At 32.0% G+C, this 21797-nt stretch carries 23 protein-coding genes; 10 read left to right on the top strand and 13 right to left on the bottom strand.

The genetic code is table 11. The features are described 5' to 3' along the window. Positions 1 to 93 precede the first annotated feature (93 nt). Positions 94 to 729 carry a carbonate dehydratase gene (gene can, locus M9Q43_RS06310; RefSeq protein ID WP_262318111.1) on the top strand — a complete coding sequence of 212 codons (636 nt, stop codon included), beginning with the start codon at positions 94 to 96 and terminating at the stop codon, positions 727 to 729. Here the strand turns inward: can and M9Q43_RS06305 are convergent. Further along, positions 726 to 1922 (bottom strand): LETM1-related biofilm-associated protein, encoded by a 1197-nt coding sequence (locus tag M9Q43_RS06305; protein ID WP_262318110.1) that lies wholly within the window; start codon positions 1920 to 1922, stop codon positions 726 to 728. The two genes, can and M9Q43_RS06305, sit on opposite strands and share 4 nt — an antisense overlap. Beyond that, positions 1922 to 4714, bottom strand: coding sequence for an excinuclease ABC subunit UvrA (gene uvrA / locus M9Q43_RS06300; RefSeq protein ID WP_262318109.1), 2793 nt, complete (start codon positions 4712 to 4714; stop codon positions 1922 to 1924). Before uvrA ends, M9Q43_RS06305 begins: the two co-directional genes overlap by 1 nt. A 311-nt stretch (positions 4715 to 5025) precedes the next feature. Between uvrA and M9Q43_RS06295 the strand changes: the two genes are divergently transcribed. Together M9Q43_RS06295 and M9Q43_RS06290 are read left to right on the top strand one after the other, a co-directional pair. After that, positions 5026 to 5610 (top strand): RNA polymerase sigma factor, encoded by a 585-nt coding sequence (locus M9Q43_RS06295; protein ID WP_262318108.1) that lies wholly within the window; start codon positions 5026 to 5028, stop codon positions 5608 to 5610. A 51-nt stretch (positions 5611 to 5661) separates the two neighbouring features. Further along, positions 5662 to 5805: a hypothetical protein gene (locus M9Q43_RS06290; RefSeq protein WP_262318107.1), complete on the top strand. Its 144-nt coding sequence runs from the start codon at positions 5662 to 5664 to the stop codon at positions 5803 to 5805. A gap of 34 nt (positions 5806 to 5839) precedes the next feature. Here M9Q43_RS06290 and M9Q43_RS06285 read toward each other — a convergent pair whose 3' ends face one another. Then, positions 5840 to 6190, bottom strand: a complete 351-nt coding sequence (locus M9Q43_RS06285) for a DUF2200 domain-containing protein (protein WP_262318106.1) — start codon at positions 6188 to 6190, stop codon at positions 5840 to 5842. Continuing rightward, on the bottom strand, positions 6191 to 6838 hold the full coding sequence (locus M9Q43_RS06280) for an endonuclease III domain-containing protein (protein WP_262318105.1): 648 nt from the start codon (positions 6836 to 6838) through the stop codon (positions 6191 to 6193). 50 nt (positions 6839 to 6888) lie between these two features. Here M9Q43_RS06280 and bcp point away from each other — a divergent pair, with 50 nt between their 5' ends. Continuing rightward, positions 6889 to 7341, top strand: a complete 453-nt coding sequence (bcp, locus tag M9Q43_RS06275) for a thioredoxin-dependent thiol peroxidase (RefSeq protein WP_262318104.1) — start codon at positions 6889 to 6891, stop codon at positions 7339 to 7341. A gap of 29 nt (positions 7342 to 7370) precedes the next feature. Here the strand turns inward: bcp and M9Q43_RS06270 are convergent, their stop codons facing one another. Beyond that, positions 7371 to 8849, bottom strand: coding sequence for a TonB-dependent receptor (locus tag M9Q43_RS06270; protein ID WP_408611246.1), 1479 nt, complete (start codon positions 8847 to 8849; stop codon positions 7371 to 7373). A 106-nt stretch (positions 8850 to 8955) separates the two neighbouring features. Here M9Q43_RS06270 and M9Q43_RS06265 point away from each other — a divergent pair, with 106 nt between their 5' ends. From M9Q43_RS06265 to M9Q43_RS06255, 3 genes are read left to right on the top strand one after another with little or no spacing between them, the layout of a single operon-like run. Next, positions 8956 to 9720: an MBL fold metallo-hydrolase gene (locus tag M9Q43_RS06265; RefSeq protein ID WP_262318103.1), complete on the top strand. Its 765-nt coding sequence runs from the start codon at positions 8956 to 8958 to the stop codon at positions 9718 to 9720. A gap of 3 nt (positions 9721 to 9723) precedes the next feature. Next, complete coding sequence (locus tag M9Q43_RS06260) at positions 9724 to 10218, top strand: hydrolase (protein ID WP_262318102.1); 495 nt, start codon at positions 9724 to 9726, stop codon at positions 10216 to 10218. Positions 10219 to 10235: 17 nt separating this feature from the next. Further along, positions 10236 to 11717 carry an aminotransferase class V-fold PLP-dependent enzyme gene (locus M9Q43_RS06255; protein WP_262318101.1) on the top strand — a complete coding sequence of 494 codons (1482 nt, stop codon included), beginning with the start codon at positions 10236 to 10238 and terminating at the stop codon, positions 11715 to 11717. Between the two features lie 16 nt (positions 11718 to 11733). Here M9Q43_RS06255 and M9Q43_RS06250 read toward each other — a convergent pair whose 3' ends face one another. Further along, complete coding sequence (locus M9Q43_RS06250) at positions 11734 to 12615, bottom strand: lysophospholipid acyltransferase family protein (protein WP_262318100.1); 882 nt, start codon at positions 12613 to 12615, stop codon at positions 11734 to 11736. An 82-nt stretch (positions 12616 to 12697) separates the two neighbouring features. On the opposite strand from M9Q43_RS06250, the gene M9Q43_RS06245 reads away from it, so the two are divergent. Then, positions 12698 to 13324 (top strand): rhomboid family intramembrane serine protease, encoded by a 627-nt coding sequence (locus M9Q43_RS06245; protein WP_262318099.1) that lies wholly within the window; start codon positions 12698 to 12700, stop codon positions 13322 to 13324. A gap of 49 nt (positions 13325 to 13373) precedes the next feature. Beyond that, the gene (locus M9Q43_RS06240; protein WP_262318098.1) at positions 13374 to 14066 is read left to right on the top strand and encodes an SIMPL domain-containing protein; all 693 of its coding nucleotides are present in this window, start codon (positions 13374 to 13376) and stop codon (positions 14064 to 14066) included. 54 nt (positions 14067 to 14120) lie between these two features. Here M9Q43_RS06240 and M9Q43_RS06235 read toward each other — a convergent pair whose 3' ends face one another. The 7 genes from M9Q43_RS06235 to M9Q43_RS06205 all read right to left on the bottom strand — a co-directional run bounded on the left by M9Q43_RS06235 (position 14121) and on the right by M9Q43_RS06205 (position 21091). Continuing rightward, positions 14121 to 14732 (bottom strand): WbqC family protein, encoded by a 612-nt coding sequence (locus M9Q43_RS06235; RefSeq protein ID WP_262318097.1) that lies wholly within the window; start codon positions 14730 to 14732, stop codon positions 14121 to 14123. Positions 14733 to 14773: 41 nt separating this feature from the next. Further along, on the bottom strand, positions 14774 to 16474 hold the full coding sequence (gene lepB / locus M9Q43_RS06230; protein WP_262318096.1) for a signal peptidase I: 1701 nt from the start codon (positions 16472 to 16474) through the stop codon (positions 14774 to 14776). 36 nt (positions 16475 to 16510) lie between these two features. Further along, positions 16511 to 17218 carry a 4-hydroxy-tetrahydrodipicolinate reductase gene (gene dapB, locus M9Q43_RS06225; RefSeq protein ID WP_262318095.1) on the bottom strand — a complete coding sequence of 236 codons (708 nt, stop codon included), beginning with the start codon at positions 17216 to 17218 and terminating at the stop codon, positions 16511 to 16513. A gap of 44 nt (positions 17219 to 17262) precedes the next feature. Then, the gene (locus M9Q43_RS06220; RefSeq protein ID WP_262318094.1) at positions 17263 to 17826 is read right to left on the bottom strand and encodes a DUF5683 domain-containing protein; all 564 of its coding nucleotides are present in this window, start codon (positions 17824 to 17826) and stop codon (positions 17263 to 17265) included. Further along, positions 17826 to 18725, bottom strand: a complete 900-nt coding sequence (locus M9Q43_RS06215; protein ID WP_262318093.1) for a ParB/RepB/Spo0J family partition protein — start codon at positions 18723 to 18725, stop codon at positions 17826 to 17828. Before M9Q43_RS06215 ends, M9Q43_RS06220 begins: the two co-directional genes overlap by 1 nt. Positions 18726 to 18733: 8 nt before the next feature. Next, on the bottom strand, positions 18734 to 19498 hold the full coding sequence (locus tag M9Q43_RS06210; RefSeq protein WP_262318092.1) for a ParA family protein: 765 nt from the start codon (positions 19496 to 19498) through the stop codon (positions 18734 to 18736). Between the two features lie 465 nt (positions 19499 to 19963). Beyond that, complete coding sequence (locus M9Q43_RS06205; RefSeq protein WP_262318091.1) at positions 19964 to 21091, bottom strand: methionine aminotransferase; 1128 nt, start codon at positions 21089 to 21091, stop codon at positions 19964 to 19966. Positions 21092 to 21151: 60 nt separating this feature from the next. On the opposite strand from M9Q43_RS06205, the gene M9Q43_RS06200 reads away from it, so the two are divergent. Then, positions 21152 to 21745 (top strand): hypothetical protein, encoded by a 594-nt coding sequence (locus M9Q43_RS06200; protein ID WP_262318090.1) that lies wholly within the window; start codon positions 21152 to 21154, stop codon positions 21743 to 21745. The last annotated feature ends 52 nt before the right edge of the window (positions 21746 to 21797 follow it).

Genomic DNA, 21797 nt, shown 5'->3' with positions numbered 1-21797 from the left:
ACCAATAATTTTAAAAAGCTATCACTTCACCAAAATTTAATACTGAATTGATAGCTTTTTTATTTTATATTTGATACCACATACACAATGATAATGAGCGATTTTTATAAAAAGATATTAGATAATAACAAAAAATGGGTGGAAAACAAGTTAGCCATAAGCCCAAATTATTTCAAAAATTTAGCCGACGGACAAAATCCACCACTTTTATGGATTGGCTGTTCAGATAGTAGAGTTCCAGCAAATGAAATCATTGGTGCTGAACCTGGAGAAGTTTTTGTACACAGAAACATTGCCAATATGGTGGTACATTCTGATATGAATATGCTAAGTGTGTTAGATTATGCAGTAAACGCCTTAAAAGTAAAACACGTAATTGTTTGCGGACATTATGGTTGCGGTGGTGTTAAAGCCGCAATGGGAAACAGTTCTATCGGAATTATCGACAATTGGATTAGACATATTAAAGACGTATATCGTTTTCATCAAAAAGAGTTAGATGCCATTGAAAATGAGAAGGAACGTTTTAATAAATTTGTTGAAATCAATGTAAAAGAACAAGTCATGGATTTAGCGAAAACTTCCATTGTTCAAAATGCTTGGAAAAACGGACAAGAATTATCCTTACACGGTTGGGTTTACGGACTAAACGATGGTTACGTTACCGATTTAGGTGTAAATTTTAGTTGTGATAAGGATTTAGATGATGTGTATCAATTGAAGTTTTAATCATCCAAATTCTCATTAAAAGCAGAAGGCAATAACTGAGGAATAAATTTTATTAAAATAGGCAATAATAAGCCGCCACCTGGAAGTAAAAAGATAGTTAACGATGGCACTGTTTTACAGATATCGAGTAACTGTTTTTTTACTTTCTTTTTTTCTTCTTTACTCAAATCTTTTCGGGTTGATTTGGCTAAAAGTTGCATTAATTCACCACTTTCTTTGATTTCCTTAGTTAATCGGTCTTTGTTGCGAATGATCAGTTTGGTTACATTTTTATTGGCCTGATCGTAAAAATGTTTAATTGGATTTGAAAAATTAAAAAAAGGAATTTCAGCTTTATACTGATTGATGAAAAAGTTAATATCGTTAATGCTTTTGTCAAGAATTGTAGCTTCTAAACCTAAATCAGTATTGATGTTTTTTAGAAAATCAATTTCGTTTTCCTCTAATTTTTCATCGCTCCACAACGCCATTTGCGCCATATCCAACAAGTATAATTTCTCTAATATTTCGGTATATTTTAGCAATTTAATATCCGAAAATTCAATTGAATCAATGGTTGAAAATTTGGTATAACGAATAGAGTTTTCAAATAATTTTACCAATAACTCATCGTATTTAGACTTGTTTTTTTTCGTTTTTAATGCCAATGAAACAATTTTAATACAATCCGATTCTATGTTTTTTAGATAATCTGAATCTAATTCGTTGTTTTTTAGATAGTAATGAAATGCTAAAACATCAATAAACAATAATGCATTGGTTATGATGTGAGAAAAGTTTTTACTAATGGTATTCTGATTGGTTTGAATTCTGTCGTCAATCACTTTTTCCAATCGTGAACTGTGAGAGCCTTCAGGCAACATTTTCTTAATAAAATTCAGATTTTCTGGTTGAATGATGTTGTAAAATCGGTAAACCGAACTAATAAAATCTTTTGAATTAACGTCTTTATTTTCAAGTGAATAAACCGAAAATAAGGTGTTTAAAAACCCAACTTTTGTAATTTCATCATACGACCATTTTGTAGTGTTTAGATTTTCTTTTAATTGAAAATTAACCACATAACCATAAATAAAACCTGTTTTTCTACAACTCTCATAAAATGACAAATAATCGCCTTGAAAATCAATGAAATTTTCACGATTTTCAGCAAAAAACTTGTCAATCCAACCGTTTGCAGAAGGGTTTATCATTATTTTAGTTTCTCTTTTAAATATTTTCCTGTAATTGAATTCTTGTTTTTAGCCACTTCTTCTGGTGTGCCAAAAGCCATTAATTTTCCGCCATTTTCACCACCTTCTGGACCAATATCTAAAATATAATCAGCACATTTGATTAAATCTAAATTGTGTTCAATTACAATAATTGAATGTCCTTTATCCAATAAAGCATCAAACGAAGCTAATAATTTTTTAATATCGTGAAAATGCAAACCTGTTGTGGGTTCGTCGAATACAAATAACGCTTTGTCTTTTATGGTTCCTTTTACTAAGAACGAAGCCAATTTAATACGCTGTGCCTCGCCACCAGAAAGGGTAGAAGACGATTGTCCTAATTGCACATAACCTAAACCAACATCTTGCAAAGATTGTAATTTTTGCGTGATTTTTGTCTGTTTTTGTTCGGTAAAGAAATTCAATGCTTCATCAATGGTCATTTTTAAAATGTCATCAATGTTTTTTCCTTCGAAAGTAACTTCTAACACTTCTTTTTTGAAACGTTTTCCGTTACAAGCTTCGCATTCTAAATGAACGTCTGCCATAAATTGCATTTCGATGGTTACTTCGCCATCGCCTTTACAAACTTCACATCTTCCGCCATCTACGTTGAATGAGAAATGTTTCGCTTGATAATTTCTTAGTTTTGAAACGTTTTGTTTGGCAAATAATTCACGAATATCATCATACGCTTTAATGTAAGTTACTGGATTCGAACGCGAACTTCTTCCAATTGGATTTTGATCTACGTATTCGATATGCTTGATGTGCGAAAAACTTCCTGCTAGTTCGGTAAATTGTCCTGCTTTTTCACCAACACCTTCTAATTTTTTTTGAATCGCAGGAAATAAAATTTTCTTTACCAATGTACTTTTTCCACTTCCCGAAACACCTGTAATCACGGTTAAACATTCTAACGGAAAGGTGAAGTTTTCGTTTTTTAAGTTATTTTCTCTTGCACCAATAACTTCGATGTGATTTTTGAATTTTCTTCTTGTTTTTGGTACCGAAATTTCTTCTTGACCATTCAAATATTTCGCGGTTAAAGAATCAAATTTCAGGATTTCATCATACGTTCCTTGTGCAACTAATTCGCCTCCATGAGTTCCTGCTTCTGGGCCAATATCGATAATCATATCTGCAGCTTTCATGATATCTTCGTCATGTTCAACAACGATAACAGTGTTGCCTAAATCGCGAAGTTCTTTCAACACCTCGATTAATCTTTCAGTATCTTTTGGGTGTAAACCAATACTTGGTTCGTCTAAAATGTACATCGAACCTACTAAACTACTTCCTAACGAAGTCGCTAAGTTAATTCGTTGTGATTCGCCTCCAGAAAGTGAGTTAGAATTACGATTTAACGTCAAATAACTCAATCCCACATTGAATAAAAAGTCTAAACGATTGTTGATTTCGATTAATAAACGCTTGGCTACTTTGGCATCGTATTCGTTTAATTCTAATTTTTTGAAGAAATCAATCAAATTTACGATTGGTAAATCAACCAAATCAGAAACTGTTTTACCCCCAACAGTAATATAATTAGCTTCTGGACGTAATCGTTTTCCTTTACAGGTATGACATTTTGTTTTACCTCTATATCTCGAAAGTAAAACGCGGTTTTGAATTTTATAATTTTTCTCTTCTAATTCCGAAAAGAAATCGTTTAATCCTGTAAAATATTTATTTCCGTCCCAAATCAGTTGTTTTTGTTCATCTGAAAGTTCGAAAAATGGTTTGTGAATTGGAAAATCAAATTTATATGCATTGTTTACCAATTGATCTCGGTACCAACTCATACTTTCACCACGCCAAGGAAATACAGCATTTTCATAAACAGATAAAGCCGTATTTGGAATCACTAAATCGGTATCAATTCCAATAACACTTCCATAGCCTTCACATGTTGGACAAGCTCCGTAAGGATTATTAAAGCTGAATAAGTGAATATTTGGTTCTAAGAACGTGATACCATCCAATTCAAAATTAGCACTATATTCCAAACGTTTTTTGGTATCCACTTCTTGTAAATAGCAAACACCTTTTCCTTCGTAAAAAGCGGTTTGTACCGCATCAGCTAATCGATTATAGAATTCTTCTTCGGTTTTAACTACGATTCGGTCAACGATTAGCAGAATATCTTTGTTGTCCAATTGGTGCTGGTCTAACGTATCCAAACGCACCATTTCGTTATCGACTAAAATACGAGCAAAACCTTGTTGTAATAATATTTTTAGTTTGTCTTCTAAAGCTCTTCCTTCTTCTAAATGAATAGGAGAAAGCAGTAGCCATTTGCTATCAATTGGAAATGTTTTGATATCATTAATTACATCTGAAACCGTATCTTTTTTTACTTCTTTGTTAGAAATAGGCGAGTAGGTTTTTCCAATTCGGGCAAATAGCAATTTTAAATAATCATAAATTTCGGTAGAAGTTCCTACGGTAGAACGCGCATTGCTTGTGTTTACCTTTTGTTCAATGGCAATCGCAGGAGCAATTCCTTTGATGTATTCTACTTTAGGTTTGTCTAATCTTCCAAGGAATTGTCGTGCGTATGAAGATAAACTTTCAACATATCTGCGTTGACCTTCGGCATACAAAGTATCAAAAGCTAAACTCGATTTTCCAGAACCTGAAAGACCAGTAATTACTACTAATTTGTTTCGTGGAATGGCAACATCTAAATTTTTAAGGTTGTGCAATTGAGCTCCTTTTATTAAGATGTTTTTTTTAGGTTCTAACGTTGAAAAATCGGGTTGTATCATTGTTGATTTTAATAGATTTGCAAAGATAACAATTGTAAATTTATTTAATCGTATTAGTTAATCTTTAATAATGAAAACATTGAATTAAGATTAGAAAAGTTTAACATTAGTTGAAGATACTTGCGATTTTGTAATCAATTGATTCCAAGTTTAGCTTTATTTTCAATAAAAGATTACTTTTTTTGAATAATTATTTGGATATTAAATAAATTTTATGTTAAATTTGACCAAATAATCTTAAAAACAGAATTGCCTATATAATAAAAATACTTTTTAGAACCCGAATCTTTAATTAACTAAAAGGTATTGTTATGGCTAATCTTGTACTTCCAGATGCAGTATTGGTGAAGAATTACATAAGCGGAGATGAATCTGCTTTAGCTTCATTGATTGAAAGACATCAATCTAAAATCTACGGATTTATTTATTCAAAAGTTAATGACAGAGATTTATCAGATGATATTTTTCAAGATACCTTTATTAAAGTCATTAAAACACTAAAAACAAAATCGTATAACGAAGAGGGTAAATTTTTGCCTTGGGTGATGCGAATTGCTCATAATTTAGTAGTTGACCATTTCAGAAAAGCAAAAAAAATGCCTTTTCAGCGCGAAACGGAAGAGTATTCTATTTTTAATTATATGACCGATAATGCCCCAACTATTGAAAGTCAAATGATAACCGAGCAAGTTGAGGTTGATTTAACACGCTTACTGGACGAACTTCCAGATGATCAAAAAGAAGTTTTGGTAATGAGAATGTATCAAGACTTGAGTTTTAAGGAAATTGCTGAATTAACTGGGGTTAGTATTAACACCGCTTTAGGTAGAATGCGTTATGCATTGTTAAATTTGAGAAAAATTATTGAAAAAAATCAAATTATTTTGACGAACTAATACTAAAAGTGAAATTTTGCCGTTATTGATTTAAACAAATAAATCCCTTACATGGCAAAACTTTACTCTAAGAAAAAATTAGCTCCTCAAATGATATTACCTAAAAAAGAAACGATTTCGTTTTTACTCAATTATTCAAAAGCATTGAGTACATATAAAGTGGGTAATGTTTCAATTGAAATCATAGCTAATTAAGGAAAATGCCTCAATGATAATTTGAGGCATTTTTTTATTTTCTTAAGATTTTTTCCATTGTTTTTCCTTTAGCTAATTCGTCAATTAACTTATCTAAATAGCGTACCTTTTTCATCAGCGGGTCTTCAATTTCTTCGATGCGATACCCACAAATAACACCAGTAATTTTTGAAACGTTTTCGTTTAATTGAGGCGCTTGCTCAAAAAAAGTTTCGAAATCAACTTTAGTATCAATTTGCATTTGTAAATTTTCAAGCGTGTAACCTGTTAACCAACAAATAATTTCGTCGACTTCTGCTTTTGTTCGATTCTTTTTCTCTGCTTTGGTTATATAATGTGGGTAAACACCAGCAAAGATCATTTGATTTATACTTCTTGATGCCATTTATTTTTTAAGTTCATTAATAACACTCTTCCTTCCAATTGTCTTGGTAATAATATCTTTTTCTAAATTCCAGCCACGCGCAGGTGAATATTCGCGTCCGTACCAAATGATTTGTAAGTGTAAATCGTTCCAGCAGGATTCTGGGAAAATGCGTTTGGCATCTTTCTCGGTTTGTTGTACGTTTTTGCCATTGGTTAATCCCCATCGATACATCAATCTATGAATGTGCGTATCTACAGGAAAAGCCGGAACTCCAAATGCTTGACTCATCACAACACTTGCGGTTTTGTGTCCCACAGCAGGTAAGGATTCTAAAGCTTCAAAACTTTGCGGCACTTCTCCATTATATTTATCAATTAAAATTTCTGATAAACCATGAATTCCTTTTGATTTCATTGGCGATAAACCACACGGACGAATGATTTCTTTGATTTCTTCTACAGACATTTTGACCATATCATACGGATTGTCAGCTTTGGCAAATAGGAGAGGAGTAATTTGATTCACACGAACATCTGTGCATTGTGCCGAAAGTAAAACAGCAATCAATAATGTGTACGGATCTTTATGGTCTAATGGTATGGGAATTTCTGGGTATAATTCATTTAACGTATTTATAACAAATGTTACCTTTTCGCTTTTGGTCATTTTTAACTATCTTTAGTTTTTATTTGAATCATTTGTAAAAGTATAAAAATATGACAACATTAAAAACAGGAGATAAAGCACCTAATTTTTCGGGTTTAGACCAAAATGGAGCCACTCACACATTAGCCGATTATAAAGGAAAAAAATTAGTGGTTTTCTTTTATCCAAAGGCAAGCACGCCAGGTTGTACCGCAGAAGCTTGTGATTTGAGAGACAATTATAATCGTTTTCAAGCCAATAATTTTGCTTTGTTGGGTGTAAGTGCAGATAGTGCGAAAGCGCAAGCCAAGTTCATTGAAAAATTTGATTTGCCATTTCCGTTGTTAGCCGATGAAGATAAATCGGTTATTCAAGCGTTTGGTGTTTGGGGACCAAAGAAATTCATGGGAAGAGAATACGATGGTATTCATAGAACCACTTTCGTAATTGATGAAAGCGGAACTATCGAAGAAGTAATTTCGGATGTAAAAACAAAAGCACACGCTGCTCAGATTTTAAAATAAAAAAAGGCTACAATTTGTAGCCTTTTTTGTTATTTTATTCCTTCTGGTTCTTTCAAATCTAGTTCGCAAGCATAGGAGAATAATTTTTCTTTTTTGATTACTTCGGCAGTTCCTTCTGGTAATAATTCTTCCCAACCAGTTTCTCCTTTACAAATCATTTTTAATACTTTTCTGGAGAAAATATCTAAGTTTTTTTCATCATAATCCTTAATATCGATTACTTTTCCATTGAATTTAAAGAATTTGTACAATTCTTTCATTCTTGGATGTACTTTTAGATTTTCAGAAGTTACTACGTTTCCGTTTTCATCTTTCATTGGGTACAAGTACACTTTTAAATCGCGATAGAATAATTTTCCAAAAGCTTCTAAAATTCCACCTGATAAATGACGGTAGTACTTTTCGTCAAAAATTTCGACTAAATTACTAACACCCATTGCTAATCCCATACGTGCTTTTGAGTAATTTGAAAAATATTCTACTACTTTAAAGTACTCTTGAAAGTTTGAAATCATTACAGTTTGACCTAATTTACAAAGCAATTCTGCTCGGTCTAGGAAGTCTCTTTCGTCAATTTCACCTTCAGCTTTTAAGTTGGAAAGCGTAATTTCAAAAACTACAAATGTATTGTCTTTATCTACTTTATTTTCTTGAATAAACATGTTGTATGATTCTTCATACATGTCCATATTTACTTTAGTAACTGGTCTAAAACTTCCTCTTAATGCAAGAATGTTTTTCTTATATAGCACAGCAGCTGGAAGAATATTTTTTCCATCTGGACCAAACATAACGGCATCTGTCATGCCATTTTTAACCAATTGTAAACTCATTAATCGGTTATCAACATTTGCAAAACGTGGTCCTGAAAAGTTAATTGTATCGATTTCTAATTGGTCTTTATCTAAATGGTCATATAAATAACGCAAAAGTTTTTTTGGATCATTGTATTTGTAAAATGCGCCATAAATTAAGTTTACACCTAAAATCCCTAGAGTTTCTTGTTGTAATTTGGCATCATTTTCTTTAAAACGAATATGTAAAGTAATTTCGTTATAATCTTCGTCTGGCTCAACTTGATATACAATTCCTACCCAACCGTGACCTTTGAATTGCTTTGCAAAATCAATAGTGGCAACAGTATTGGCATAACTAAAAAATAATTTGTTTGGATGTTTGTCTCTGTTTAAACGTTGTTCTACTAGATTAATTTCGTGCGACAACATTTTTTTTAATCGACTTTCAGTAACATAGCGTCCGTCAACTTCTTCTCCATAAATAGCATCACTAAAGTCTTTGTCATAAGCAGACATGGCTTTTGCAATGGTTCCAGAAGAAGCTCCAGCTCTAAAAAAGTTACGAACGGTTTCTTGTCCAGCTCCAATTTCGGCAAAAGTTCCGTAGATATTTTCATTAAGATTAATACGTAGCGCTTTGTCTTTAATAGAAGGAATTTGTTCTATGACTTTATCACCACGAACTTTTATATCAGTTGTAATACTTTTCATTATTTTTTTGTTTAGTGATTCTTTGACATCACCTGTATGTTGCAAAGTTAATCATTTTGAGAAAAAATACCATATTTATTGTTATTTTTGTAAAAAGAAAAAGGCTTTGAAAATTTATTTTTTGGGTACCGGAACTTCTCAAGGAATTCCTGTTATTGGAAGCAAACATTCTGTTTGTTTGAGTTCAGATAGTAAAGATAAAAGATTACGCGTTTCGGTTTGGATTGAAACTGAAGAAGCTTCAATTGTAATTGATTGTGGTCCCGATTTTAGACAACAAATGCTAACTTCAAAATGTGAGCGCATTGATGCTTTGTTGTTTACGCACGAACATGCCGATCACACAGCTGGTTTAGATGATATTCGACCATTTTATTTTCAACAAGGTGATATTGAAGTATATGCACATCAACGAGTTTTAAAAAATTTATCCAAACGTTTTGATTACATTTTTGAAAACGAAAATAAATATCCAGGTGCACCAAGTGTAAGTAGCAATGAAGTTGTTAATAGTCAATCTTTTTTTGTTAAGAATACCGAAGTAATTCCGATAGATGCATTGCACGGGAATTTACAGATTTTTGGATATAGAATACAAGATTTTGTTTATTTAACAGATGTAAAAACGATTAATCAAACCGAAATAGATAAAATAAAAAACTGCAAAATACTGGTAATTAATTGTTTGAGAGAAGAACAGCATGCTACGCATTTTAATTTAGAAGAAGCATTACATTTTATATCTTTGGTGCAACCAAAAGAAACCTACTTAACACACATCAGTCATGTTTTTGGATTTCATGAAGAAATTCAGCAAAAATTGCCTAAAAATGTGTTTGTAGCTTATGATAACTTAATAATAAATAGTTAATTTATGAAAAACGTAATTTTATACGGACTAATTTTTTCAGTATTGTTTAATATTTTTCAATATGTAAACTCGACTAAGATTTTAGATGCTAAGGACAAAGAAGTTACTAAAATACAAGAACGCTTAAGAACATCTCGCGATTCAGTTTCAGCATTAGCAACAGCAAATTATTTCGCATTAGAAAGTGATGAAGATGCTCAAGAATATTTTTACACTAATAATTTAGATTACAAAAAAGTTTCCGAAAAAGTAAAAGAAGATTTATTGGTTTTAAACGAAAATAAAAATGGAAATAAATTAATTCCGTACGAACCAATTGACGGAAAAGCATTTATAGTAAACACATCAAAAATATTAAACCACCGTTGGATTATTGCAGAATTTTCAAATGGTGATTTATGGGGACAAATTTTAGTAAAATATTTTGTTGCTGAAGGAAAACCTACTGATTTTGAAACAGTAGAAACAGTTTTATACGAAAGACCAACAAAAGAATAAATAAATTAGGTTAAAGCATGTCAACTACAACTACAAAAACTGAATTAGAGTGTTATTTTGACCAATTCAGAAAAGATATAATCGGAATTAATCAAAGTTTTGAATCGCCTTTTGGTGAACGAAAAATTATTTATACCGATTGGACTGCCAGCGGAAGATTATATCGTCCAATTGAAGAAAAATTAATGAATCAATTTGGACCTTTTGTAGCCAATACACATACCGAAACCACCGTTTCTGGAACAGCAATGACAATGGCTTATCATGAAGCAAGACATATTATTAAACACCATGTTAATGCTAATGATGATGATATTTTAATTACTGACGGAACAGGAATGACAGGTGTTGTCAACAAATTTCAACGTATTTTAGGGCTTCGTATTCCTGAAAATTTGAAAGAATTCACCACAATTCCAGATGCAATTAAGCCTATTGTTTTTATTTCTCACATGGAGCATCATTCTAATCAAACATCTTGGTTAGAAACTATTGCAGATGTTGAGGTGATTCCAGCAAATGAAGATGGTTTGTTATGTATGGAAGAATTTAAAAAGTTAGTTGAGAAATATAAAGACAGAAGTTTTAAAATTGCTTCAATTACTTCTTGTTCAAATGTTACAGGAATTCGAACGCCTTATCATGAAGTAGCAAAAATAATGCACCAAAATAATGGTGTTTGTTTTGTTGATTTTGCGTGTTCAGGACCTTATGTTGAAATTAATATGCATCCAGATGCAGAAAGTTATTTAGATGCAATTTTCTTTTCGCCTCATAAATTTTTAGGCGGACCAGGCACTTCAGGAGTATTGATTTTTAATAAAAATTTGTATAAAAATAATGTGCCAGATTGCCCAGGCGGAGGAACCGTAAGTTGGACAAATCCATGGGGTGAACACAAATATATAGATAATATTGAGGATAGAGAAGATGGTGGAACGCCAGGATTTCTTCAAGTTATTAAAACGGCGTTAGCTATTCAGTTAAAGGAAAAAATGGGAATTAAAAACATTTTGGAACGAGAACATGAATTGGTTGATTATATTTTTTCGGAATTAAATGCAATTGATAATTTACATATTTTAGCGAATCAACATCAAGATAGATTAGGAGTAATCTCATTTTATATTGATGATTTGCATTATAATTTAGGTGTAAAACTATTAAATGATAAATTCGGAATTCAAACACGTGGTGGTTGCAGTTGTGCAGGAACTTACGGACACTTTTTGTTGCACGTAGATCAAGAAACTTCACATAATTTAGTATGTCAAATTTCGTCTGGCGATTTGATCCAAAAACCAGGCTGGATTCGTATGTCGATTCATCCAACCACAACTTCAGATGAAATTCAGTTGGTTTGCGAAAGCATCAAAGCTTTAGCTGAAAATCATGCAGTATGGGCAAACGATTATGTTTACAATCCAAAAACAAATGAGTTTACACATAAAAATGCTTTAAACTCAGAAAAGAAAATGGTAACCAGTTGGTTTCAATAATAAAAACGCTCAGTATTTACTGAGCGTTTTCTTTTTTATGTTTCCAACGTTTGTGTGTCCACAAATAATATTCTGGAGTTTCTAAAATTTGTTCTTCAACGAGTTTTAAAAATTGATCTGTAATTTCATAATTTGGAACTGATTTAACATCTTCTGATAAAATTTCAAAACTAGCCTCATAATAACCACGTTTTATTTTTTTAGTCTTTAGAAAAATCACATTCATATCAAAACGTTTCGCAAGCATTTCGGCACCTGTATGAACAGGAACAATATGTCCCATAAAAGGTGCCCAATGGTAAGCAGAACTTGGTTTTGGTGATTGATCACTTGCAAAACCATACAATGACAAAGTACCATTTTTGTAATTATCGGCAATTGTAGGAATCGTTTCTTTCGTAGTAATTAAATTGGCTTTAAACTTAGAGCGCATTTGCTTTACTAATTTGTCAAAATAAGGATTGGCTAACTTTTTATAGATTCCAAATCCTTTATAATTTATGTGATAATTCATAGAAACTACCCATTCGTAACTTGCATAATGGGCACACATCAGTGCAATGCTTTTATTTTTCTTTTCTAATTCATGATATACTTCCATATTAGTAAATGTGAAGCGTTTTTCGATTTCTTTTTGTGAAATAGAAAGTGTTTTAATCATTTCTAAAAACATATCACACATGTGTTTATAGAATTTTTTCTCTACAGAAAGACGTTCTTTTTCTGATAAATGGGGTAGTGCCAAAGCAATATTTTCACGAACAACTTTTTTTCTATAACCAATAATATTGTAGGTTAAAAAACAAACAAAATCAGAAAGTAAATAAAAAACAGGAAACGGTAATATAGAAATTATCCATAAAATGGGATAGAAAATTAAATATATAAGTAACTGCATGAAACTTTTTTTTTACAAATATACTTTTTTAATCGTATACTAAATACCCAAACTATTCCTAAATTTACCAAAAATTAGCCAAATGAATTTTGTAGTAATAGCCATAATTGTTGCCAACGTTTTAGCAAGTTATAAAGCATTTAATGATTCTTATTTTTTTAGAAAATATGAATTTCATATTGGAAGTATTCGATCAGGAGAACAAATTCGAATGTTTACTTCTGGGTTTTTGCATGTAGACATACAGCATTTGTTTTTCAATATGTTTACACTTTTTTTATTTGCACCCTATGTGGTAGGAAATTTAAATAATGTGTTCTTTTTATATATTTATTTTGGAAGTTTAGTCACTGGAAATTTACTTACATTATATTTTCACAAAGACGATTATTACTATCGAGCGGTTGGTGCTTCTGGCGCAGTTACCGGAATTATTTATAGTGCCATTTTGCTAGAACCTAATTTATACATGTATGGATTTATTCCGGGTTATATTTTTGGTTTTGCCTACTTATTATTTTCAATTTACGGAATGAAAGCCAAAAATGATAATATTGGACACGTAGCTCATTTTGGCGGTGCTATTGGTGGTTATTTGATAACGTTATTTAAAAGGCCAGAATTAATTCAAAACGAAACAGTTACCGTTATTGCTTTGCTGATTCCCATTGTCGTACTTTTTTTCTTGCAAAGAGCAAATAAATTATAGAGAAGAGTTTGGCATAATAGTTGAAATATTTAATAAAAATCAAATAAACATGAAAAAATTATTTTTAGTACTAACCTTAATTACAACTATGGTACAAGCTCAAGAGGTGAAACAAATTCCTCAAATTAGTGTTTCTGGTGAAGGAAAAATCAAGGTAACACCAGATGAAGCAATCATTACAGTTGCTGTCGAAAATACTGGTAAAGACGCAACAGAAGTCAAAAAAATAAATGACGAAACAATTGATAAAGTTTTGAAACTAATCAAACAAAAAGGAATTCCTACAAGTGATTATCAAACACAACGTGTGAATTTGTATAAAAATTATGATTACAATACAAAAAAGTATAGTTATGTTGCTAATCAAACCATTTCAATTCATTTAAAAGATTTGTCTAAATATGATAAATTAATGATGGATTTAGTAGATTCGGGAATAAATAACATACAAGGTGTAGAATTTAAATCGTCTAAAATTAAAGAACACGAGCGTCAAGCGAGAAAAAACGCTATGTTAGATGCCAAGCAAAAAGCAGAAGATTATGTTTCAGTTTTAGCTGGACAAAAAGTAGGGAAGGCTTTAGTGATTTCTGATAATTCATACACTAATTATCCAAGACCAATGTATGCCGAAATGAAAACTATGGCAGTTGCAGACGAAGGCGCAATGCCAAGAGAAACTTTAGCTATTGGCGAAATCGAAATTGTTAGTACAGTTACAGTAAGTTTTGTACTAGAATAAATCGTTTGACCTTATAAAATTAAAAAGCCAGAATTTATGTTCTGGCTTTTTAATTTATAATTGTTGATTTTTCAAATAATCTACTGCGTATCTTCCTTCGTTGAATAATAAATCTAAAATGCTTAGATTATTGATAAAACCATGTTTTTCATTGAAAACTTGAGTGTACTCTTCGATTTGAGTCGTATCTTTTTTTCCGTTAGCCAGTGATCTAAAATCTTTTAAATTAGTCACTTCATGGAAATATTCATCTGTTTTTTCAATGGAAAATTGTACTCCTAATGCATCGTTGACTAATTCAAACGTTTCTAGATTCAAATCCATTAAAAATTCGTGCTTTTTTTCAAATAAAGGACGAAAATCATCTTCAAAATATTCAAAAAAAGGTGAAGTTCTGTAAGCCGCTTCTAATGATTTAAAATGATTTTTTTGCCATCCAAAATCGTTTTCTATACGAACATCTTTGTATTTCTGATGTTTGTCAATACTATGTTTTACAGGAATATTTAGCAATTGCACGCCATTTGGACTATAAATATACATCCTATTTCTGTTGGTTTGCTTTTGAAAGTTATCTTCCATTTCTAAAGTAACCAAATCAGCCTGAAGCATCGCAATGTAATGACTAATCGACGGAAAGTATGTAGGATGTATTATGATGTTCATTTGGGCAGAATAGTTTTATTACTTACAAAAAGAGAATAATATTAATTGTTTATTTCTTTTTTCTTTTTCTTATTTCTGAAATAATCAAAAGCAAAATAACCTGCTAAAGCGAATAAGAAATATTTAAAATAAGATTGTGGTTGTCCTGTTCCACTAACGGTTGTGAATAATCTGTCCCAACGAATGCTCCAGTTTTTAACACCATCATTAATACCATCAATACTCATCCAAATGAAAATTGGTTTTCCAACAATATGGTCTGCTGGTACAAATCCCCAATAGCGAGAATCTAATGAGTTGTGGCGATTGTCTCCCATCATCCAATAATAATCTTGTTCAAAAGTGTATGAAGTGGCTACTTTTCCATCAATTCTGATTTCATTTCCATTTACTTTTAAATCTTTACCTTCATATTCGCTGATGACTTTCTTGTAAAAAGGCAATGTTTCTTTATTTAGTTCCACGGTTTTTCCTGCTTGTGGAATATAAATCGGTCCTAAATTATCTACATTCCAATCTTTTGTGCCAGGGAAAATAGTTTTTTCTACATCTTTGTTAATAATTCTTACAATAGAATCAACTATAGATTTTTTTCTTAATTTTTCTGCATTTTCTAATGTAAAATTTGCTTCTCTTTCAAAATCATTTACTTCAGTTATTGACAAGTTATTGTTAGAGATAACACTATTTGGAATTCCTTTTGGATCTGTAAGAACTGTAACTGTTCCGTCATTATTTTGAAAAGAACCTCTTACATAAGGAGATAATGCATCAACTTGATTTTGATTATAAATTGTTGTTATAAATTTTCTTGAAAATTCTGTAGATTCATTTTCAAGTAATGTTGTTGTTGCTACACCATTTTTAGAATATATTTTGTGCATGTATTGCGGCTTCGCTCTTTCTGGAAGTATAGATTCTTTTCCATTAATAAAAATAATACCATCCTTAATTTCAATTTTGTCTCCCGGAATAGCTGTACAACGTTTTACATAATTTGTTTTCTTGTCAATTGGTTTATCATAACGCTTGTCTGCTGCTTTGTACATGTGAAACAAAGTATCAGCTGGCCAGTTAAAAACAACAATATCATTACGTTCGATTGATTGTAATGCAGGAAATCTAAAGTATGGTAAAGAAGGTTCGGATAAATAAGATTTAGTTTTAATCACAGGTAAAGTGTCGTGAACCATTGGTGCAGCAATTGGCGTCATTGGTGTTCTTGCACCATAATGAAATTTACTTACCAATAAAAAATCGCCCACTAATAATGATTTCTCTAATGAAGAAGTTGGAATCACAAAAGGCTGAATTAAATAGGAATGTACTAATGTTGCTACTACAATGGCAAACGACAAGGAGCCTAAAGTGTCCATCGTTTTGTTTGGTGGCGTTAAATCGCGATTAGCATGATAGTTTACTTCTTGTGTGTAATTTACATAGGCAATGTAAAAACCAAGTGTAACAACACCTAAAACCATGTCTAAAGTTGATTTTTTTCCAAAAGTTCGTAGTGTTTCAATCCAAATAATTGGAAATAAAAATAAATTGATAACTGGGATAAAAAGTAGTAAAATCCAGTATTTGGGACGATTGATAATTTGCATCAATATAATTCCGTTATAAACTGGAACAAATGCTTCCCATGCTTTTCTACCTGCTTTTACATATAATTTCCAAGTTCCAATTCCATGAATTACTTGAACTAATAAGATAAAAAGTAACCAACCTGATATTTCCATTTTTAATATCGTTTAATTGTTAAATTGTATAATTGTTTATTTTGAGTTTAATCCCAAAACATCCTTCATGGTGAAAACACCTTTTTTACCAACTAGCCATTCTGCAGCAATAACGGCTCCTAATGCAAAACCTTCTCTGCTGTGAGCTGTATGTTTGATTTCGATTTGATCCACTTCACTATCATAAAAAATACTGTGTGTTCCTGGTACATTTTCGATACGTTTAGCTTCAATGTGTATTTCGTTACTAATTGGTGTTTCTAATGTCCAATTAGCATAATCTGTATGTTTGATAACTCCTTCTGCTAATGTTATTGCAGTGCCGCTTGGTGCATCTAATTTTTGTGTATGATGAATTTCTTCCATTGAAACCTTGTATTGTTTCAAATTTGCCATCATTTTTGCTAAATATTCATTCAATTCAAAAAACACATTTACGCCCAAACTAAAGTTTGAACCATAAATAAAACTTCCGTTTTTTGCGTTGCATAATTCAACCATTTTAGGGTAATCTGCTAACCAACCAGTAGTTCCCGAAATTACAGGAATGTCTTTATTAAAACATGCTGAAATATTTTCAACTGCACTATCGGGTACACTAAAATCAATGGCTACATCTGCATTTTCAAGTCCTTCAAATGAAGAATCGTGGTCTTTTTTTAATACAATTTTATGACCGCGTTCTAAAGCTATTCTTTCAATAACTTTTCCCATTTTTCCGTAACCTAAAAGTGCTATTTTCATGTAATGTTAGTTGCGTTTTGAAGAAATTGTTACCCAATTTTTTGTTAAAAATTATAAGTGAGTGTCAAACCATAATTGTATCTGTAGTCAAATTCATTTTGGTTTAAATCGGGTTTAACAGTTAAATTGTCGTTTACGTTAAATTGCATTAAGTGTGCATCAACATTTGCATCAACAATATTTAGGATGTAAATTCCAGCAGTAATTAATGCTGATAAATCTCTATTTCTTTGGTGAAATTTTTGACCTCTTATCAATTTGTCATCTGAAAAGTCACCATAAGTTGGGTCGTCAGCGCCTAATGAAGTTCCTGCTAAGCGTTTTTTATATTCATTTCTGAAACCTTGATATTTTTTTTGATTAAAGGTGTAAAAATAAATTCCCGAACCTAATCCAATATATACTATAGGAATTTTCCAGTATTTTTTATTGTATGCTTGCCCTAAACCGGGCACTAATGCCGAGTAAAAGGCAGCTCTTGCTGGACGATTAGGATCAATAACTGTTTTTATTGTATCGGCAGCACGCAATGTCATTTCTTCTTGTGCATTTCCTTGAAAACTCAAAAAAAGACAAATTAAAATGGATATGTAATGTAGCTTTCTCACTACGAATTAATTAGTTTCAAGATACGATTAAAGTCTTCTTCCGAATGGAAAGGAATTGTGATTTTTCCTTTTCCGTTGCCTGCAACTTTAACGTCAACTTTTGTTCCGAAATAGTTAGCAAATGCTTTTTTCTCATCTTCTTTGATGTCAAATGAGTTGCCTTTTGCAGGTTTAGCGGTTTTTGGTTTTAAACTATCTTGATAATTTTTAACCAAAGCCTCTGTTTCTCTAACCGAAAGATTTTGCGTTACCACTTTATGATAAATATCGCTTTGAACATCTTGATTGTCAATGTTAATCAACGCTCTTCCGTGTCCCATTGAAATAAATCCATCTCGCATTCCCGTTTGAATAATTGGATCTAATTTCAATAAGCGTAAATAATTGGTAATGGTAGAACGTTTTTTTCCAACGCGTTCACTCAATTCTTCTTGCGTTAAATTGATTTCTTCGATTAATCTTTGATAGGAAATTGCCACCTCAATTGGATCTAAATCATGACGTTGGATGTTTTCCACCAAAGCCATAACCAATGATTCGTTGTCATTAGCTAAACGTATGTATGCCGGAATTGTTTTCAATCCGATTAATTTAGATGCACGCAAACGACGCTCTCCCGAAATTAATTGGTAGTTATTGAAATCTAATTTTCGAACAGTAATCGGCTGAATTACACCTAATTCTTTAATCGATTTAGCTAATTCTTGTAAAGTTTCTTCGTTGAAATTCGTTCTTGGTTGAAACGGATTGATCTCAATCGATTCAATATCTAATTCAATAATACTTCCTACAACTTTATCTGCATTTTTATCCTCAACCGATTTGATGTCGTTGTCTGGATCTTTCAATAAAGCCGATAAACCTCTACCTAAGGCTTGTTTTTTTACCGCTTTTGTCATCTTCTATATTATTGATTTTTCTTAATAATTTCTTCAGCCAAGTTTAAATAATTAGTCGCTCCTTTACTTGTAGCGTCATAATTAATAATGCTTTCGCCAAAACTTGGTGCTTCACTCAATTTGATATTTCTTTGAATTATTGTATCAAAAACCATATCGTTAAAGTGCTTTTGTACTTCTTCTACTACTTGATTTGATAAGCGCAAACGCGAATCGTACATCGTTAGCAACAATCCTTCAATATCTAAACTTGGATTATGAATTTTTTGAACACTTTTAATTGTATTTAATAATTTTCCTAAACCTTCTAATGCAAAATATTCACATTGAATTGGAATCACAACACTATCCGCAGCTGTTAACGCATTCAATGTTAATAATCCTAACGAAGGAGCACAGTCAATTATGATATAATCGTATTTGTCTTTTACACTTTCCAATGCTTTTTTTAGCATGTACTCGCGATTTTCTTTGTCTACTAATTCAATTTCGATAGCCACCAAATCAATATGAGCCGGAATCACCGAAACATTAGGTGCCGAACACGAAACGGTTGCCTCTTCAGGTGTAGCACTATGTTCTAGAACTTGGTATGAACCAATTTCTACACTTTCTACATCGATTCCTAATCCTGAACTGGCATTAGCCTGCGGATCTGCATCGATTAAAAGTACTTTCTTTTCTAAAACACCCAGAGACGCCGCTAAGTTTACAGATGTAGTTGTTTTACCAACACCGCCTTTTTGATTGGCAATTGCAATGATTTTACCCATTTGATAGTTAAAAATTTTAAGTGGTAAAAATACAATTATTTATGGTTTTTTCAAGTCAATTTTGTTAACAATGGGTTAAAGTGTAACTTAACTGATTTAGAGACAGAAAAATACCGAAATAAAAATATTTTGAAGCCACACTTTAGGCGTTTTTTAGAGGTCGTTTCCCGCTTTCCGTTACAATAATTTTGCAAAAGTTTTTTGACTTTTACAAAATGGATTTTCACTACAATCGGGGCTACAATCAATCGTTTGTGAATAAAAAACAAAAACACGAAGATAATTCGTGTTTGGATGTTTATTAATCACGCTTTGGCGTATTTTTTTTAGTTCGTTTTTCTTCTTTTTTCTCTTTTGCGGTTTTCAAAGGTTCTTTCTTTGCTGTTTTCTTCGCGTCTTGACTTTTTGCCATAATAGATAGTTTTTAGTAAATGTAAGCTAAAAAGTAACATTAAAACTAAAATCCTAAATCTTATTCAGTTTTTCAGCCGCCACCATCAAAGTTTCATCGGTTTTAGCGAAACAAAAACGAAGCATGTGTCTATCCGTAGCATCATTATAAAAAACTGAAATCGGAATGGAAGCCACACCATGATTTACAATCAATTCTTTAGCAAAATCCACATCGTTTTTGTTCGAAATTTGGTTGTAATTCACCACTTGAAAATACGTTCCATCACAAGGCATTAATTCAAAACGACTGTCTTTGATTAGGTTTTGAAACAAATCGCGTTTGCGTTGGTACATTTTGGAAACTTCACTAAAATCAACCACATTCAAATATTCCGAAATAGCGTGTTGCGAAAAACTATTCACACTAAACACCAAAAACTGATGCACTTTCTTCATTTCGAACATTAGATTTTCAGGTGCAATTAAATAACCCACTTTCCAACCCGTAACATGCAACGATTTTCCAAAAGATGAAGCGATAATGGTTCTTTCGACTAATTTTGGACGTGTATTAAACGAAATATGAGGTTGCGAAAACGTAATATATTCGTATACTTCGTCGCCCAAAATAAGAATTTGAGGATGTTTTTCTAAAATCGTTTCTAAAGCTTCAAAATCTTGTTCTGTCCAAATTCTCCCAGTAGGATTGTGTGGATTATTGATGACAATCATTTTAGTTTTAGCCGAAATAGCGCTTTCAATTCGATTAAAATTTGGCGTGTAATCATCGTTTAAGGAAACACGAACAGGTTTTCCACCCGCTACCAAAACCGAAGGTTCGTAACTGTCATAACTTGGATCCAAAATCAACACCTCATCGCCATGATTCACAAATGTGTTAATGGCTGTAAAAACGCCTTGAGTAGCGCCAGCGGTAATCAACATTTCAGTTGTGGTATTGACTTTTCTACCGTATTGTTTTAAAGTTTGATTCGCAATTTTTTCCAATAACGAAGGCAAACCCGCCATAGGTGTGTATTGGTGAATATTCTCTCGAACAATACGTTCCGAAATTTGCAACAAACGTTCATCTTCAGGGAAATTTGGAAATCCTTGTGATAAATTAATAGCTCCGTGCTCGTTCGCTAATTGCGACATTACAGAGAAAATGCTGGTAGTGATGTTAGGTAGTTTTGACATGTTACAAATTTAGGAAACTAAGATAGATTTCTTTTACTTTGTATTTCAAAAAATTGCACATTGAAGATAATTATCCTAACCCCAATGGAAATTGAACGAGAAAAAGTACTTAACGCTTTAGATCGAATTTCCAATTTGAATCATACCTACGAAGTAATCGTTTCTGGAATTGGTCGTGAAAGTACGGCTAAGGCGATGATGCAAATGCCACCACATGATATTTGTGTATTGATGGGTTTTGCCGCTGTAGTAGGAAAAGAAGCCCATTTACCCGATTATTTGCATTTAGGAAAACCAATCGAAATTACCAATGCTTCGCTATACGGTTACGAAGGCGGCTTGTTTGAAAACGGAAAACCCATTATCACCGAAAAACCAAAGCTAAATTTACCTTGTTTGTCTTCCTTAACTTCCGATAAGTTTGTAAGAACAACCGATTTAGCCGAAAAAACGGTTGTAAATATGGAAGATTACACGTTTAAATATTTGAAAAAACCACAAGATTTTATCGTGCGCATTATCTCCGATTTTTTACCTCACGAAACTGAAATCGACTTTTTTGAAGAAGTGAAAAATATTGATTTTTTGGAGGGTGTGAAGGCGGTGGATACAATAAATGAAAAAACCAGCAGTGAGGTTTTTGAAACCTGTTAGGCTTTATAAATGATTTAAGATTTTGAGAAGTTTAGAGAAATTTATCAACGTC

It is taken from the genome of Flavobacterium odoriferum, from assembly GCF_025499515.1.
Lineage (GTDB): Bacteria > Bacteroidota > Bacteroidia > Flavobacteriales > Flavobacteriaceae > Flavobacterium > Flavobacterium odoriferum.
The sequence above is the reverse complement of the archived record's forward strand: the minus strand, read 5'-3'. Positions and strand labels throughout refer to the sequence as shown.